Source organism: Tenacibaculum litopenaei, assembly GCF_964514025.1.
GTDB classification, from domain to species: Bacteria; Bacteroidota; Bacteroidia; order Flavobacteriales; family Flavobacteriaceae; genus Polaribacter; species Polaribacter litopenaei.
In genome coordinates this window covers 1,020,587-1,036,997 of record NZ_CAZEQT010000006.1, presented here as the reverse complement: position 1 = coordinate 1,036,997, position 16,411 = coordinate 1,020,587, and the positions used below count along the sequence as shown (strand labels likewise).

Here is a 16,411-nt window from a genome sequence, read left to right as displayed (position 1 = left end):
GATAAAAGAGGATTCCTTTTTTATCTTTTTAATTTTATACAAAACAGATGTTCAGAACCCGTAGATTAAGAAAAACTGAAAATATACGCAGACTTGTTCGTGAAACACAGTTATCGATAAATGATTTCATTTATCCTTTGTTTATAGAAGAAGGAACAGGGATCGAAGAAGAAATCCCTTCTATGCCCGGTATCAAACGCTATTCTTTGGATACGATTGATAAGGAATTGCAAGAAGTAGTAGCCTTAAACCTACCCGCAGTATTGTTGTTTGGAGTACCAGCAGAAAAAGATGATACCGGTACAGAAACCTGGAATGACAACGGAATTATGCAGCAGGCGATTCGGTATATCAAAAAGAACTATCCGAGTTTGTACGTCATTACAGACGTTTGTTTCTGCGAGTACACTTCTCACGGTCATTGTGGCGTAATTTGCGATCACGATGTGGATAATGATGCTACCTTAGTAAACTTGGCGAAACAGACCATTTCTCATGCGAAAGCCGGAGCGGATATGGTAGCGCCTTCAGGAATGATGGACGGTACTATTGCCATGATGCGTGAAGCACTTGATCAAAGCGGTTTTCCTAATTTACCAATTATGGGCTATTCTGTAAAATACGCTTCTGCTTATTACGGTCCTTTTAGGGAAGCAGTGGATTCTACGCCGTCTTTTGGAGATCGACGTACCTATCAGATGGACCCAGCTAACCGAGATGAAGGAATGCGTGAAGCCACTTTCGACGACCAGGAAGGAGCTGATATACTCATGGTAAAACCGGCGTTGTCTTACTTAGATATCATCAGGGATCTAAAAAATAATTTCGATCGTCCTATCGCTTGTTACAATGTAAGTGGTGAATACGCCATGATCAAAGCAGCGGCTGAAAAAGGATGGATTGACGGTGATCGCGTTATGATGGAAACACTTTTGTCAATGAAACGTGCAGGAGCTGATATTATCATTACCTATTTTGCTAAAGAGGCAGCGCGTATCTTGGCCAAGCAGTAAGGAGAAACAACGAAGTACTAACGTATGGAATTCGAGAGAATTCACTAAAAAATAAAGAAATGGATTTTTCTAAGTCGAAAAAATTATATCAAAAAGGACTTACTAATTTGGTAGGGTCTGTAAATTCACCTGTGAGAGCATTTGCTTCTGTAGGTGGAAATCCACTGTTTATAAAAAGAGCAAAGGGGAGTAAGATAGAAGATGTAGATGGTAATGATTACGTAGATCTCGTACTTTCATACGGACCTATGATTTTAGGGCATCGCCATAAGAAAGTTGAAAAAGCTGTGAAGAAAGCACTTAAAAATGGATATTCATTTGGTGCTTCAACCAACGACGAAATTAAATTGGCAAAAATTGTTTGTGATGCTTTTCCAGGCATGGACAAAGTTCGTTTTGTAAACTCAGGAACGGAAGCGGTGTTGAGTGGAATTCGTTTGGCCAGAGCTTTTACAGGACGCGATAAGATTATCAAATTCTCTGGTTGTTATCACGGACATCAAGATGCCTTGTTAGTTGCAGCTGGGTCAGGATTGGCAACCTTGAGTTTGCCGGGAAGTAAAGGAGTGCCAGAAGGCGCGGTAAAAAATACTTTAATAGCAAACTACAATGACCTCGATAGTGTAAAAGCGCATTTCGAAGCACACGATGACATTGCAGGGGTTATTTTAGAGCCTGTAGCAGGAAATATGGGAGTGGTAACTCCGCAAAACAATTTCCTTAAAGAATTAAAGGAATTCGTAAACGCACAAGGAGCGTTGTTAATTGTCGATGAGGTAATGACTGGATTCCGTTCGACCTTTGGTGGTGCCCAGGAGCTATTTGATGTAGAAGCCGATATTACCTGTTTAGGTAAGGTAATTGGAGGAGGTTTCCCAGTAGGAGCTTACGGTGCACGCAATGAAATTATGGAAATGGTGGCGCCTTTAGGTGGTATGTACCAAGCGGGGACTCTCAGTGGAAATCCGATTGCTATGGCAGCCGGAATCGCTACCTTGACTACCTTAAAAAAGCAAAATCCATTTGAAAAATTCGATGAAATTGCAAAAATTATCGAAGTATTTTTATTAGAATCCGCTAAAAAATACGGAGTAGATTTGACTGTGAATCGCTTTGGTTCTATGATCAATCCGTTCTTTACCAAAGAAAAAGTAACGAATTTTGAATTGGCGCAAACCTCTGATACATCGAAGTTTGCTGCCTTTTTCTGGGAGATGATCAAAGGAGGCGTGTTTTTGCCACCTTCGCAATTTGAAGCGTGGTTCTTGTCTTCTGCCATCACAGAGAACGATTTGAAACGCATTTCGAAAGCAATTGATAATGCAATGAAAGTAGTAGCTAATATGTAATTTAAATGAGTTATTACGACTGAGTACTTTTAGCAATTGATTTGCATTAAAAATTACTTTAGTATATTCGTAATGACGGAGATGAACGAAATGATTAAAAACGATTTATTTTTAAGAGCCTTAAAAGGGGAAACAGTGGAGCGTCCTCCAGTATGGATGATGCGTCAAGCGGGGAGATATTTACCAGAATTCATGGAAATTCGTAAGAAATATGATTTCTTTACGAGATGTAGAACTCCAGAGCTGGCATCAGAAATTACCGTTCAACCTATTCGCAGGTATGGAATGGATGCGGCTATCTTGTTTTCAGATATCTTGGTAGTACCTCAAGCGATGAACGTTGAAGTGGAGATGAAGCCTAATTTTGGACCTTACCTTCCCAACCCAATCCGCGACAGAAAAAGTTTAGATCAGGTAATTATTCCAGATGTACACGAAGAATTGGGCTACGTTATGGACGCTATTAAAGCGACCAAAGAAAAATTAAACGACAAAATTCCGTTAATAGGATTTGCAGGGTCTCCGTGGACTATTTTGTGCTATATGGTGCAAGGTCAAGGGTCTAAGAATTTTGACAAAGCTAAGGAGTTCTGTTTTACCCAACCCGTTTTGGCACACGAATTGCTTACTAAGATAACACAGACCACTATTGCGTATTTAAAAGCAAAGGTAAAAGCAGGTGTCAATGCTGTTCAGGTTTTTGATTCTTGGGGAGGAATGCTAGCTCCTGCCGATTATCAAGAATTTTCTTGGCAGTACATCAATCAAATCATCGAAGCGCTCAAAGACGAAGTACCGGTTATCGCCTTTGGTAAAGGATGTTGGTTTGCATTAGATGTGATGGCCAAATCAAATGCTTCTGCATTGGGAGTAGACTGGACGTGTTCACCGAGAAATGCACGTTACTTAACGGGAGGAAATATTACTTTACAAGGAAATTTTGACCCATCGAGATTGCTTTCTCCACCCGCTGAAATTAAAAAAATGGTAAACCAAATGATAAATGAGTTTGGTAAAGACAAATATATTGTTAACTTGGGGCATGGAATTTTACCCAATATTCCACTAGATAATGCCAAGGCATTTGTGGATGCGGTGAAGGAATATAAAGTTTAAATATCACCCCCTTAAATAATTAATTATGAAAAAATTATTACTTGTATTACTAGTGCTGACAGTTCAACTGGGTTACTCGCAATCAAAGGAATATTATAAGGATGCAGTGAATAATTGTATTGTTAATTCCAACAAAGATGCAGCGATGCTCAATGATATCGTAAACAACTGTGTTAAGGGTAAGTATATCGCAAATTACGATTTTACGACAGTTGATGGCGAAGTGATTAGCACTGATAAAGTGGATAAACCAATTTTGTTGATTGCCGCGGCAACGTGGTGTGCACCTTGTTGGGGAGAAATTCCTGCACTGAACAAAATGGTTGAAAAGTACGATGGACAAATGCAGTTTGTAATGATTTTTTGGGATACGAAGGAGAATGTTGCAAAGATGGCAGAAAAGCTTGACAAAAGAATTAAGTTAGTTGCTTCGGAAGCAGAACACGCTGATAAATCGACGATCGAAGTAAATGGGTTTATCCATATGTTAGACTACCCAACAGCCTACTTAATCTCGAAAGACAAGCAGATTTTGAACTTTAAGAGAGGGGCAGCAAGCCCGTCTAAAAAATTGACTTGGGAACAGGTTAATGAAATGAACGAGAAACAATTGGAAGAATTTGTAAAGCCTGTTTTACAATAGGTCAAATAAATACTTAACAAAATACTAACAAACCTCTTTCTATATTTAGAAAGAGGTTTGTACTTTTATGGGGCTAAAAATTCTATGTATGTTTACATCTATGCTAGAAGGCCTCAGTGCCTACGGAAAAGCTTTTTCCGTGTTGTCTGAACTTAAATTGTGGAAGTATTTCGCAATCCCCATTATCATTAGTTTGTGTATTGCATTGTCGGTTTTCTCCGTCGTTTACGGTTGGGCTGACGATTTAGGAGCCTATTTGGCAACCGCATGGCCCTGGGAATTCGGAAAAGAAACCGTTACTACCATAAGCACAGTCGTGAGCGGACTCCTCATTGTGATTATCGGCCTATTGTTGTACAAACACCTGGTACTCGCTTTTTCGGCGCCGTTTATGTCGCCAGTCTCTGAAAAAATCGAGGCACATTACTATCCAAAATCTACCGAGGTAAAAACCGAAGCTAGTTTTTCTTCGCTCTTGCTACGAGGTGTGCGTTTGAGCATGCGTAACCTTACCCGTGAAATTTTACTGACCTTAGTGTTGTTATTGTTGAGTTTAATCCCTGTAATCGGTATATTTATGACCGTAGCACTGTTTTTAGTACAAGCCTATTACGCAGGCTTTGGTAATATGGATTTTACGCTAGAACGCCATTACCAATATAAAGAGAGTATACAATTTGTGAAGAGAAATAAAGGGATGGCCATAGGTAATGGACTCGTATTTATTTTATTTTTATTGGTTCCTTTTATCGGTGCCTTACTGGTATTACCGCTCTCGGTTACTGCTGCAACGTTGACAACTCTTCCTAAAATTAAGGCAGAAAACACCTAAGTTTGGTTATTTTTGCCTTACAAATGAAATGACATGAAAGAACAGTTTTACGCATATATTCAAAATTTACAAGATACCATTACATCGACCTTAGAAGGAATCGATGGGAAAGCCCGTTTTCAAGAAGATCTTTGGGAGCGTAAAGAAGGAGGTGGAGGTAGAACTCGTGTGATTGAAAACGGAGCCGTTTTTGAAAAAGGTGGCGTGAATATTTCTGCTGTTCACGGTGAACTACCTGAGGTACTAAGAAAACAATTCGGAGTAGCACACGGTGAGTTTTACGCCTGTGGTTTGAGTTTGGTAATCCATCCAGTAAATCCTATGGTTCCAACGGTACACGCGAATTGGCGTTATTTTGAAATGTATAACGAAGCTGGTGAAATCGTTACCCAATGGTTTGGCGGAGGACAAGATTTAACTCCTTATTATCTCTTCGAGGAAGACGCAGTACATTTCCATCAAGTGTGTAAGCAAGCATGTGATCCTCACCATCCTGATTTTTATGCTCAGTTTAAAAAGCAATGTGATAATTACTTTTGGAATGCTCACAGAAATGAAGCTAGGGGACTAGGAGGGTTGTTCTTTGATTATTTAAAAGAAACACCGGAATTTAGTATGCAAGACCGCTTTAACTTTGTGACGGAAGTAGGGAATAGTTTCCTGAACTCATACGTGCCTATTGTTGAAAGAAGAAAGGAGTTACCCTATACAGCGGAACAACGCACTTGGCAAGAGGTTCGAAGAGGACGCTATGTCGAGTTTAATTTAGTACACGATAGAGGTACCCTGTTCGGGTTAAAAACCAATGGACGTATTGAGAGTATTTTAATGAGTTTGCCTCCAAAAGTACAATGGCAGTACAACCAGCATCCTGAAGAGGATTCACAAGAAGCAGCATTACTAAAAGTATTGGCGACACCCAAAGATTGGTTGTCTGCGTAGCTTCGGTATTGCCATGACGGTCAATTAGTTGTTGCCACGGAGAATAGCTGAATACGGCTTTTGAAATTAGAATGTGGAATATTCAAAATAAAGCTATTTATTGATAGTATTTTATAAAAAACACCTTGTTAGAGGTGTTTTTTTGTGAATAATGTAAAAAGGATTCAGAATTGTACCAATGATTTTTTGCGAAAAACTCGAAAAAATCATTAGTTTTTAGTAACTTCGCAAGCATTAAAATCAGATACTATGGCTAGATACGAATTGAAGTTGCCTAAAATGGGCGAAAGTGTTGCTGAAGCAACCATTACTTCTTGGTTAAAAGAAGTAGGAGAAACTATTGATATTGACGATACTGTGGTAGAAGTTGCTACGGATAAAGTGGATAGCGAAGTACCTAGTGAAGTAGAGGGAACCTTGGTGGAAATTTTGTTTGAGAAAGACGCTGTGGTTCAAGTAGGAGATACTATAGCGATTATAGAAACTGAAGGAGGAGAGACAGCAAGTACTGACAGTACTGCAGCACCTGTAGCAGAAGCAGTAGCAGAATTGGAAGAAACCATTCAGGAAGTAGTGGCCAGTAAAACGGAAGAGGTTCAAGATTATAACGGAACGCGTTTTTACTCACCATTGGTAAAGAGTATTGCTCAAACCGAAGGAATTTCATTAGAGGAATTAGAAACGGTTGCAGGATCAGGAAAAGAAGGTCGCGTAACGAAAGCTGATATCTTAGCGTATATTGAGTCGAGAGGGACAGCTAAAGTAAGCACTCCGGCGCCAGCAAAACCAGCGGAGAAGAAAGCACCTGCAGCACCTGCAGCGGCTAAACCAGTTGCGACACCAGTTACTTTAGGAGGTCAAGACGAGGTAATAGAAATGAGTAGAATGGGTAAATTGATTGCGAAGCACATGGTAGATTCTGTGCAAACATCAGCCCATGTTCAGTCATTCATTGAAATAGACGTAACCAATATTGTAAAGTGGAGAAACAAAGTAAAAGACGCGTATTTAAAGCGTGAAGGTGAGAAATTGACCTTTACTCCAATCTTTATGCAAGCGGTTGCACAGACGATTAAAAAACATCCGTTGATTAATATCTCTGTTGATGGTGATACCATTATTAAAAGAGGAAATATCAATTTGGGAATGGCAGCAGCCTTACCTGACGGAAACTTAATTGTTCCTGTTATTAAGAATGCAGATCAGTTAAACTTGGTTGGAATGACCAAACAAGTGAATGATTTAGCAACGAGAGCAAGAGCAAATAAATTGAAGCCAGATGAAATTCAGGGAGGTACCTACACGGTAACTAATGTAGGAAGCTTTGGAAGTATGATGGGGACTCCTATCATTAACCAACCTCAAGTAGCGATTTTAGCACTTGGTGCTATCGTTAAAAAACCATCTGTGATTGAAACACCAGAAGGAGATTTTATCGGAATTCGCCATAAAATGATCGTCTCTCATTCGTACGATCACCGTGTTGTAAACGGTGCTTTAGGAGGGATGTTTATCAAAACCTTTAAGGAAATATTAGAAGCTTGGGATGTTAACCAAGATATCTAAAAAGCATAGCTAGATTTTATAAAAAGAGCCGACACAATGTCGGCTCTTTTTATTTTAATAGGCTAGGAGTTCTTTCAAGACAGTTTTGAGTCGTTCTTTAGGCAGGTAGTTGGCCTCTAATGCCTTGGCAAAAGGTATTGGAGTATCCAAGCTAGCAACGCGACGCACGGGGCCGTCTAAGTGCTCAAAACAATTTTCTGTGATGAGTGCAGAGATTTCACTAGAAAGACTTCCAAAAGTTGAATCTTCTTGTAAAATAAGTACTTTCCCTGTTTTTTTGACTGATTCGTAAATCGTTGCCGTGTCTAGGGGCTGTAAAGTTCTCAAATCAATGAGGTCGGCACTGACGGTATCCAATTCGTGTAAGCAGTCCAGAGCCCAATGGACACTGGCTCCAAAAGTAACAATGGTCACGTCATCACCCTCTTTGAGAACGCCTGCTTTTCCTATAGGCAGCTCGTAATAATCGGTAGGTACCTCCTGGTAAATACTTCGATACAAGGCTTTGTGTTCGAAAAACATGACAGGGTTAGGATCGTTTACAGCGGCAATCAAAAGCCCTTTAGCGTCTTTAGGAAATGCTGGATACAAAACTTTCAGACCAGGAGTTTTTGTAAACCAAGCTTCGTTGGATTGAGAATGAAAAGGTCCTGCCCCAACACCTGCTCCACAAGGCATACGAATTACAACATCTGCGGCCTGTCCCCAACGATAATGGGATTTGGCTAACAAATTGACAATCGGATTAAATCCGGTAGACACAAAATCAGCAAATTGCATTTCAACGACTGCCTTGGTATTTTTAACAGCCAACCCATAGGCGATTGAAACGATGATGGATTCACAAATAGGAGTATTTCGGACGCGTTCCTTACCGAAAGCTTCGACAAACCCCTCTGTTATTTTAAAAACACCTCCGTATTCAGCGATGTCTTGTCCCATAATGACTAGGGAAGGATGTTTTTCCATAGCCTGGTACAAACCTTCGGCAATGGCATCTACATGACGGATGTTTTTTGTCTGTTTTGTAATGGGAGTATTTATAGGAAGATGCTTTTTAAAGACATCTTGTAATTCCTCTGCTACAGTGGAAGTAATAGCCGGTTCAGCAAAGGTTTTTTGTAAGTGTTCTTGGATTAAATTTTTATAGGTAAGCTGTATTTGTTCGTCAGCTTCGACGTCTAAAATTCCTTCTTCTAACAAAAATTGGCGGAAATTGTCCACTGGATCTTTCAGAGCCCATGCATCCATCAGTTCTTGCGGTACGTATTTGGTACCACTGGCTTCTTCGTGTCCTCGCATGCGAAAGGTTTTGAATTCTACCAATACTGGGCGCGGGTGTTGACGTATGGAAGCACTGAGTTCAGAAATTTTCTGGTAAACTTCGATGATGTTGTTTCCGTCGATAATATGAGATTCCATGTTATAACCTTTACCGCGGTCAGCGAGGTGTTCGCAATGGAATTGTTCATTAGTAGGGGTGGAAAGTCCGTATCCATTGTTCTCAATACAAAAGAGTACAGGTAACTGCCAAACAGAAGCGACGTTTAAAGCTTCGTGAAAATCTCCTTCACTCGTAGCGCCATCACCGCAAAACACGGCACACACTTTAGCTTCATCTTGTAACTTATGGGCCAAGGCTATTCCGTTGGCAATTCCTAACTGAGGCCCTAAATGAGAAATCATTCCAACCAAGTGATAGGCCTGGCTTCCGAAGTGAAAACTGCGATCCCTGCCTTTGGTAAAACCATTAGCTTTTCCTTGCCATTGTGAAAACAAGCGGTATAAAGGAATATTTCTACTCGTAAAAACTCCTAAGTTCCTGTGCATAGGAAGTATGTATTCATCAGCGGCAAGGGCCGCAGTTACGCCAATAGCAATGGCTTCTTGTCCAATACCACTAAACCATTTTGAAATTTTACCTTGCCGAAGTAACAGGAGCATCTTTTCTTCGATCATTCTTGGTAAGAGCAATTTCTTGTATAGGCTTAGTAGTGTTTCTTCTGATAGCTCATTGGTATCATAAGTAAGGGTAAGTTGTTTGTTTTTTGAAGTTGAAATGCTCATAATTAGCTGTATAGGTACTCAAATTTGAGTAAAAAAAAAATAGAATCAAAATCAGATATAAGAAAATTATGAATTTTTAATTGTGTATATTCGCAAAAACGAAAAAATCGACAGAAAATGACTAAAAAAATTATGGCTTTGTTACTTTTTGTAACGAGCATTACTTTTGCACAAGAAAAGGTAAAATTGCGTACCAATTACAAGAAAGGAGATTCGTATACCATAAAAGTAAAAACAGCTCAGGTAATGGGACTTGGTGTTATGACCAACGATATGAATATTCATATGGATCAAACCGTTACAGCAGTGTCTGGTAATGAGTATGACATGGAGGCAAAGATCACAAAGATGACGATGGACATGAAACAAGGTGCTATGGCTATTTCGTACGATTCTTCAAAGAAAGAAGAAGAACTTAGTGATACCGGTAAAATGATGCACAATCAAATGAAGCCAATGTTGTCTGCTACGATTACTATGAAAGCTAACAACCGAGGAAAAGTGTTGAGCACTAAGGTAGAGCCTCAAGTACCAGGTGTAGACGATTTCACCAACCAATCAACCAATATTGAGTATCCAGCAGAAGCCGTAAAGGTAGGAGATTCATGGTCTGATAAGAAATCGAAAAAAGGAATGAATTTCAACTATGTATATACCGTTAAGTCAATTACTGCAAAGCAAATAGACTTGACAATTTCGGGTACTGTTGACGGAATGGCAACAGGAAAAATTACAGGAACAATGCATATTGACAGAGCGACAGGAGTGCCTTCTAGTTCTAACTTAGATTTAGCGCTTAAAGTTCAAGGACAAGACTTATCTACAAAGATTGAGTATACGTGTACAAAGAACTAGTAGCTTGCAAAAGATACTTTTAAAAAAGCTCAGATTTTTATCTGAGCTTTTTTTGTTTTTATCTCATAATTAAAGCATCTTGCTATAGTGAAATTATCGAGCGCTTTATTATTTTTTTTTAGTGCCCTTGGCGTGTTCAATGGGTTGTTGATCAGTTGTTATTTCCTCATTTTTGCAAAGCAAAAAAGGGTACAAAATACCTTGCTGGGAGTATTGCTATTGGTGATGAGTATCCGAATAGGAAAATCTGTTTACATGCTTTTCGTGGCTCGTGAGGATCGCAATTTACTCGTATTGCAAGTCGGGCTATCGGCCTGTTTCCTGATAGGTATTTCTCTCTACCATTACATCTTAGCGACCTTGAAGGGCTATGAAAGGATACCGAAAGCATGGAAAATACACTTTTTAATCCAAGCTATGCTCATAGCTATTATCGGAATGATGTATCCGTATGATAGGTACCCAGCGCTATGGGGAAATTATTTTATCCAGGGAATTTATACCTTTTGGGCTTTTTATGTGCTGCGAACTGCTTTTGTACTACGCGGCGTTTTGAGAAAGTTAGTAAAGCGTGACCCAAACAGTACTGTACTCGAATACTGGCTTGCTTTTGTGTGGGCTGGAAACCTATTAATCTTATGCTGTTATATCTTGGGATATTTCTATTGGTATATTACCAGTACGCTGGCTTTTTCGTTTGTTTTGTACGCCTTGGTCCTGTTTATTATGAGTAGAAAAAATGCAAAAGAGATTTTTAGAGAGCCCAAAGAGAAGTATCAAAGCAAAAAAATTGTCGCTGCCGAAGCCTGTGCTTTACACGAGAAACTAGACAAGGTACTGGCAGCTGAGGAGGTATTTACAAATCCTAGCTTAAAACTTTCTGATTTGGCAAAATTAGTAGGAGTTCCCGCACATAAATTATCGCAGTTTCTCAATGACAATTTGGAACAGAGCTTTGTAAATTACATCAACACCAAACGCATTTCACATGCCAAAAACCTTATTAAAGCACATCCAAATTACACGCTTGAGGTAATCGGATATGAGTCTGGATTTTCTTCAAAGTCTAATTTTTACGCTTCATTTAAAAAAATTACTGGACAGACACCCAATCAGTATCGCATTGAAAATAAGGAGTCTGAGGGTGCTGATTTGTAAATTAGGACGCCTGAATTATAACCTGTGAATCAAATATGCCTTTGATACTGCAGTTTTGTGTAAAATTCAAAACTGTAACTGATGAAAAAATTATTATTGAGCATCGTATTCTTAATGGGGCAATTAGCTTTCGGTCAAATTTCCGAGAATGCGAAAGAGAAGGAACTGGTGGCCAAAACAATTCAAAATTACATTGATGGAAGTTCCTATACCCAGCTCGAAAAATTGGAAAGCGCATTTTATCCGCAGGCGACCTTGTATTTGACCATGCGTGACGGCTTTCGAAAAATGAGTGTTAAGGATTATATGTCATTATTTAATCCGGCAAAAGCAAATCAGTTTAACGGAAGGAGAGGGAAGCTATTGGATATTGCCGTTGTGGAAGACATCGCAAGAGCAAAAGTGTCGATTGAGTTTTCAAAGTCAAATATGGAGTATATCGATTTGTTTCTGCTGAAGAAAATAGCTGGAGAATGGAAAATTATAAGTAAAACCGCCACTCGTTTGCCGGAGCCTGAAAAAAAGAAAATACTATTCGTCGTTTCCAATGCTCATTTTTACAAAGGTTCAACGCTTCCTACAGGGAATAGTTTTTCAGAAATAGTGAATGCATATGACGTATTTGTTCGTGCAGGTTATGAGGTAGATTTTGTAAGTCCGAAGGGAGGAGCTATTCCTTTGGCTTATATCAATACTTCTGATACCATTATTAAACAGTACTTGTACAATGCAACGATGATGCAAAAGTTAAAAAACAGTAAGCGTCCAGAAGATTTGGATGTATCAGCCTATGCAGCCGTTCAGTATATTGGTGGGGGAAGCGCCATGTTTGACGTTCCACAGGACGAGCAATTGGGAGCTAAAATCATGCAAATTTACGAAGAGCACAACGGCGTAATTTCTTCCGTTTGTCACGGAACAGCAGGAATCGTTCATTTAAAGAAATCGTCAGGAGCTTATCTCGTTGCTGGAAAACGCGTAAATGGTTATCCAGATGCTTTTGAAAATCCGAAGAAAGCCTATTACAAAACACTGCCTTTCTTGATAGGTAAGACTATTGAACAACACGGAGGAACGTTTGTTTATGGCGATAGAAACAAGCCTTATGTCCTCGTTGATGGACGTTTGGTAACTGGACAGAATTACCTTTCCTCAAAACCTGTTTCAGAAAAGGTAATTGAACTTATCGAAGCCGCGAAAAATTCTAATTAATTCTTGCGATATAAATTATCCAAAGCTGTGAAAAGTTTTGGGTACTTAAAAGGGTAGTGTTTCTGTGTTTTTTCCGCAGAGATGCTACTTCCTTCCAAAACAATACTCGCTAATTCTCCTAGTAGGAGTTTTAGTACAAAGCCAGGAACATTCAGTGGCAACAAAGGCTTTTTAAGTGTGCGGGCCAGAGCTTGCATAAACGAGTGATTGCTGTGCTTTTCTGGAGCTACGGCGTTGAAAACTCCCACAAGAGTTTCGTTTCGAACAGCCTCTAGGTATAAACCACATAAATCGTCAATGTGAATCCAAGGCAGCGCTTGCTTACCTGAACCCAGAGCATTTAAAACTAGGGGAGTATTCATTTTTTTAAGAGCGCCACCACCTTTACTCAAAACAACTCCCGTCCTGAATATGCTCACAGGGATGGAGAGATTGTCAAATTGATGTCCCGCTTGTTCCCACGCTACACAAAGATTGGCGATGAAATCATTGCCAGGAGCATCAGACTCTTGAAAAACACGATTGCCTGTGACCGAACCGTAATATCCAATTCCCGAGGCACTGATGAATTTTTTTAACGGGATTTCTAAGTCTCGTACGTATTGGTACAAAAGTTTTGTCGAATGAACACGACTGTCTACGAGTTCTTTTTTTCGATTGGCAGTCCATTTTTTATCGGCAATGCCAGCACCGGCTAAATGAATAATGTAACTAACACCTTCAAATGCGCGTTTGTCAATGGTATTGGCTTTTAAATCCCAAGCGAATTCTCCTTCGTTTTTAGGCGTTCTTGTTAAAATATGTACCTTGTAATTAGCAGCGGTTAAGCATTCGTTAAGCGCTTTTCCTATAAGTCCAGTTCCTCCTGTAATGAGTATTGTTTCCATAAGGTAAAAATACGAAAACTCTTATTTGGAGACATGATAAATAAGAGGAGTTATCGCATAATTTTCGACGGAAAACTAACCATACTCTCACTGCCGTCTTTACCGATGGCTGCTACTCCAAAGAAAAAATTATCAACGACAATTCCTTCGAGCGTAAAGGAATTTACATTACCAACACTTCTGCTGTAATCCCAAGTAGGAGAGGTAGTGTTTCGCCAGTAAATTTTGTATCCCAGTGCACCAGGCACTTTGTCCCAACGAAATGTTGCTGCTGGAGCCACCATACCACCAATGGCTACGTTTTTAGGTGCTGTGGGCGCGTTGGCCAGGGCGGCTAGGCTTATGGCGTTGACAGCGGTAAGTTTTTGCGTGTATTTAAAATTGACAAACTCGAGACGATCACCGTATCGAATCCCATTTTCGGTGCGAATATCTTGGTGCTGTTGTGTGTAGTTTTCGTGAGTTTCCATAATGCGTATTGCAGCAAATCCTTGATCGTTAAACGGTCTGTGATGACCTCCTCTTCCAAAACGATCGAGACGGTACACCATCATCGGACGCATTTCTGGCATATAGCGTTGTACTGTTTTGTGCACATAGCGTGCAAGTTGACGTGAATTACCGTCAACTTCACCGCCGTAATACCTGCGGGCACGTCGCTGTTGCTCGGTTTCTGTGGGAGGTGTTGGCTCCGAAAAAATACGAAAGCTACGATTGTCAATTACACCGTCGACTCCTCGGATATTTCCAATCATATCGTTGTTGATGAGTCCGATGATATTCCAGCCTTTTTCTTTGGCGAAGGCTGCCAAACCTTTACCACCAAATAAGCCTTGTTCTTCACCTGATAAGCCCACGTATACGATACTGTTTTCAAAGCGGTACTTACTCAATACTCTCGCGGCTTCAATGGCTCCTGCCATCCCAGTTGCGTTGTCATTGGCACCCGGAGCATCGTCGGTATAGTTGTTGGGATCTGAAATTCGCGAGTCGATATCTCCACTCATAATGACGTAGTTGTTCGGGAAGGTTGTGCCTCGTTGAACGGCAACGACATTCACTACAGAGACGTCAAAGGGAATGCGACTATTACTGCCTTTTTTTACTAGGTTTTTTTGATAGAACACTTCTAAACAGTCCTGACAATCTTCAGAAATTTTGTCGAATTGTTTTTTTATCCAGCGTCGGGCAGCTCCGATACCTCTTTGGGTAGATAGCGTATCGCTCAAAGTGTGTCGCGTGCCGAAATTGGCTAAAGTCGTAACGTCATCTTTTAGTCGGTCACTGCTTATCGCATTGATAATTTGATAGTATTGTGCCTCTTGTTGTGCGTAGGCTGAATAAAAGAAACAAAGGAATAGGAAGCTGTAGAGTTTCATAAGTCTTAATTTGGATAATACCAAAATGGAATTTTGGTATCGATTAGGTGAATCGTATCATTTTTTCTTTTTCGTTTTCGTATTAATTGGAGTACGTGTTTTCCTTCTGATAGCGATTTTATTGGGATGATACTTTCCATTCCCATTTGGTGCTGTTTGTTCCTGCTCATTAAAAACTCAACAGGATAGCTTACAGAATCAATTTTTACCGTATGCATTTCGTTGACTACAGTTATTAATTTTTGTACTATGCTGTCTCTCTTTTTTCGAGATAAAAAGACTCGGTTGTTCATCTGGAACTTGGTTTTTAACCCCCGAGCATCTTCTTTGGGTTTCAAATGAGGCGCGTATTTGTATATGCGTTCCTCGAAATTTTTGTTGTAGGGCTTGAATAATTTGAGGTATGGACTACTGATCACCTTGGACTGAATACTCGCTTTTTGAACAAAATCAGTTCTCTTGAGAAGCTGATCTTCGTATTTCTTGTAGTCCAAATACAAAGAAGAGTGCTTTTCAACCTTGTCCAGATAGTTAGAGTTTTGATATTTTGCAGTATTGATAATCAAAATGACCAAGTACATTGGAACTAGCAGAAAACTCAGACGTTTGGTGAACTTGTTATCTAAAAAGTTATACACTAACGGTCGGTACAGAAAAGAAAGCGTTAAGTATTTAAATACTGAGTAGAAAGGAAAGTAAATTTTACTTAACACGCGTTTCTTTTTTAAATATCCTTGGGTAATAAAATCGATAAAGACTAGGATTGACCCAATGCTTAAAAAAATAAAGAGGAGGACTCCGATCGTGATTCTCGGTACTTCGGGAAGTTGTTCGTTGCTCATCAAGAAAAAAGCAATTCCCACAAAACTCAATCCTACTAATACCAGAGAGAGCACGTAAAAGATGAGCAAGAATGATGAAGCAAACATAATGCTACAGTAGTTTTCCAAGTTGGCGACGTATTTGTCAAACGAAACGATGCGCTTTCGCAGGTGTTTGTCAAAGCGTTCGTGGTAGTTGAGCGTGTCGAAATCAATGTCACCAGATACGTAGCGGAGGCCTAAGGCACCAATCCACAAACCCCGTAAAACAACGTGAATGATTAGGTTGAATAGTAAAATAGAACAGGCTATTTTGGCTAGGGAGAGCAGTACATAGCGATAAATTTGGTTTTCTTCGCTAGCTATAATTCGGGCTACGTTGATTTCCGGATAGGCTGAGAAGAGCCCGAAAATGGCAAAACCAGAAATAATGAGTTCTAATTGCCAGCTTTCTTGTTGTAATTTGTTGAGTAATGCTTTAAAGTGTTTGCTATCGTGATTTGAACTCATCTAGTAGTAGTTTGGTGCTTTAAAGATACACAGATTTATACAATGAAAAAACCTCCTACAA

The 16,411-nt window shown here is 39.7% G+C and carries 14 protein-coding genes; 10 read left to right on the top strand and 4 right to left on the bottom strand.

Features of this window, described 5'->3' with window-relative positions; translation table 11 throughout:
* Nucleotides 1–47: 47 nt before the first annotated feature.
* The 7 genes from hemB (at nt 48) to ACKTS5_RS13330 (ending at nt 7,461) form a co-directional block, all read left to right on the top strand.
* Nucleotides 48–1,013, top strand: a complete 966-nt coding sequence (gene hemB, locus ACKTS5_RS13360) for a porphobilinogen synthase (protein WP_408044380.1) — start codon at nt 48–50, stop codon at nt 1,011–1,013.
* Between the two features lie 59 nt (nt 1,014–1,072).
* The gene (hemL, locus tag ACKTS5_RS13355; protein ID WP_408044379.1) at nt 1,073–2,362 is read left to right on the top strand and encodes a glutamate-1-semialdehyde 2,1-aminomutase; all 1,290 of its coding nucleotides are present in this window, start codon (nt 1,073–1,075) and stop codon (nt 2,360–2,362) included.
* A gap of 90 nt (nt 2,363–2,452) precedes the next feature.
* Entirely contained in the window at nt 2,453–3,478 is a 1,026-nt protein-coding gene (gene hemE / locus ACKTS5_RS13350) for a uroporphyrinogen decarboxylase (RefSeq protein WP_408044640.1), read from the top strand.
* A 25-nt stretch (nt 3,479–3,503) separates the two neighbouring features.
* Nucleotides 3,504–4,121: a TlpA family protein disulfide reductase gene (locus ACKTS5_RS13345; protein WP_408044378.1), complete on the top strand. Its 618-nt coding sequence runs from the start codon at nt 3,504–3,506 to the stop codon at nt 4,119–4,121.
* Between the two features lie 88 nt (nt 4,122–4,209).
* A complete protein-coding gene (locus ACKTS5_RS13340; protein ID WP_408044377.1) occupies nt 4,210–4,953 on the top strand; it encodes an EI24 domain-containing protein in 744 nt (247 codons plus the stop codon).
* Between the two features lie 33 nt (nt 4,954–4,986).
* A complete protein-coding gene (hemF, locus tag ACKTS5_RS13335; RefSeq protein ID WP_408044376.1) occupies nt 4,987–5,895 on the top strand; it encodes an oxygen-dependent coproporphyrinogen oxidase in 909 nt (302 codons plus the stop codon).
* Nucleotides 5,896–6,144: 249 nt separating this feature from the next.
* Nucleotides 6,145–7,461 carry a dihydrolipoamide acetyltransferase family protein gene (locus ACKTS5_RS13330; RefSeq protein WP_408044375.1) on the top strand — a complete coding sequence of 439 codons (1,317 nt, stop codon included), beginning with the start codon at nt 6,145–6,147 and terminating at the stop codon, nt 7,459–7,461.
* A gap of 54 nt (nt 7,462–7,515) precedes the next feature.
* On the opposite strand, the gene ACKTS5_RS13325 is transcribed toward ACKTS5_RS13330, so the two are convergent.
* Nucleotides 7,516–9,528, bottom strand: coding sequence for an alpha-ketoacid dehydrogenase subunit alpha/beta (locus ACKTS5_RS13325; protein WP_408044374.1), 2,013 nt, complete (start codon nt 9,526–9,528; stop codon nt 7,516–7,518).
* 117 nt (nt 9,529–9,645) lie between these two features.
* On the opposite strand from ACKTS5_RS13325, the gene ACKTS5_RS13320 reads away from it, so the two are divergent.
* The 3 genes from ACKTS5_RS13320 (at nt 9,646) to ACKTS5_RS13310 (ending at nt 12,753) form a co-directional block, all read left to right on the top strand.
* Entirely contained in the window at nt 9,646–10,383 is a 738-nt protein-coding gene (locus tag ACKTS5_RS13320; protein ID WP_408044373.1) for a DUF6263 family protein, read from the top strand.
* A gap of 225 nt (nt 10,384–10,608) precedes the next feature.
* Nucleotides 10,609–11,541 carry a helix-turn-helix domain-containing protein gene (locus tag ACKTS5_RS13315; protein WP_408044372.1) on the top strand — a complete coding sequence of 311 codons (933 nt, stop codon included), beginning with the start codon at nt 10,609–10,611 and terminating at the stop codon, nt 11,539–11,541.
* An 81-nt stretch (nt 11,542–11,622) separates the two neighbouring features.
* Nucleotides 11,623–12,753, top strand: coding sequence for a nuclear transport factor 2 family protein (locus ACKTS5_RS13310; RefSeq protein ID WP_408044371.1), 1,131 nt, complete (start codon nt 11,623–11,625; stop codon nt 12,751–12,753).
* On the opposite strand, the gene ACKTS5_RS13305 is transcribed toward ACKTS5_RS13310, so the two are convergent.
* From ACKTS5_RS13305 to ACKTS5_RS13295, 3 genes are read right to left on the bottom strand one after another with little or no spacing between them, the layout of a single operon-like run.
* Nucleotides 12,750–13,640, bottom strand: a complete 891-nt coding sequence (locus ACKTS5_RS13305; RefSeq protein ID WP_408044370.1) for a TIGR01777 family oxidoreductase — start codon at nt 13,638–13,640, stop codon at nt 12,750–12,752. The genes ACKTS5_RS13310 and ACKTS5_RS13305 overlap by 4 nt on opposite strands.
* Before the next feature lie 50 nt (nt 13,641–13,690).
* Nucleotides 13,691–15,019, bottom strand: a complete 1,329-nt coding sequence (locus ACKTS5_RS13300) for a M28 family peptidase (protein ID WP_408044369.1) — start codon at nt 15,017–15,019, stop codon at nt 13,691–13,693.
* A gap of 5 nt (nt 15,020–15,024) precedes the next feature.
* Nucleotides 15,025–16,350 carry a hypothetical protein gene (locus tag ACKTS5_RS13295; RefSeq protein ID WP_408044368.1) on the bottom strand — a complete coding sequence of 442 codons (1,326 nt, stop codon included), beginning with the start codon at nt 16,348–16,350 and terminating at the stop codon, nt 15,025–15,027.
* Nucleotides 16,351–16,411 lie beyond the last annotated feature (61 nt).

Bases quoted from the DNA above. Each gene is read 5' to 3' on its own strand.
- hemB (WP_408044380.1), top strand. From the start codon at position 48: ATGTTCAGAACCCGTAGATTAAGAAAAACTGAAAATATACGCAGACTT.
- hemL (WP_408044379.1), top strand. From the start codon at position 1,073: ATGGATTTTTCTAAGTCGAAAAAATTATATCAAAAAGGACTTACTAAT.
- hemE (WP_408044640.1), top strand. From the start codon at position 2,453: ATGATTAAAAACGATTTATTTTTAAGAGCCTTAAAAGGGGAAACAGTG.
- ACKTS5_RS13345 (WP_408044378.1), top strand. From the start codon at position 3,504: ATGAAAAAATTATTACTTGTATTACTAGTGCTGACAGTTCAACTGGGT.
- ACKTS5_RS13340 (WP_408044377.1), top strand. From the start codon at position 4,210: ATGTTTACATCTATGCTAGAAGGCCTCAGTGCCTACGGAAAAGCTTTT.
- hemF (WP_408044376.1), top strand. From the start codon at position 4,987: ATGAAAGAACAGTTTTACGCATATATTCAAAATTTACAAGATACCATT.
- ACKTS5_RS13330 (WP_408044375.1), top strand. From the start codon at position 6,145: ATGGCTAGATACGAATTGAAGTTGCCTAAAATGGGCGAAAGTGTTGCT.
- ACKTS5_RS13325 (WP_408044374.1), bottom strand. From the start codon at position 9,528: ATGAGCATTTCAACTTCAAAAAACAAACAACTTACCCTTACTTATGAT.
- ACKTS5_RS13320 (WP_408044373.1), top strand. From the start codon at position 9,646: ATGACTAAAAAAATTATGGCTTTGTTACTTTTTGTAACGAGCATTACT.
- ACKTS5_RS13315 (WP_408044372.1), top strand. From the start codon at position 10,609: ATGAGTATCCGAATAGGAAAATCTGTTTACATGCTTTTCGTGGCTCGT.
- ACKTS5_RS13310 (WP_408044371.1), top strand. From the start codon at position 11,623: ATGAAAAAATTATTATTGAGCATCGTATTCTTAATGGGGCAATTAGCT.
- ACKTS5_RS13305 (WP_408044370.1), bottom strand. From the start codon at position 13,640: ATGGAAACAATACTCATTACAGGAGGAACTGGACTTATAGGAAAAGCG.
- ACKTS5_RS13300 (WP_408044369.1), bottom strand. From the start codon at position 15,019: ATGAAACTCTACAGCTTCCTATTCCTTTGTTTCTTTTATTCAGCCTAC.
- ACKTS5_RS13295 (WP_408044368.1), bottom strand. From the start codon at position 16,350: ATGAGTTCAAATCACGATAGCAAACACTTTAAAGCATTACTCAACAAA.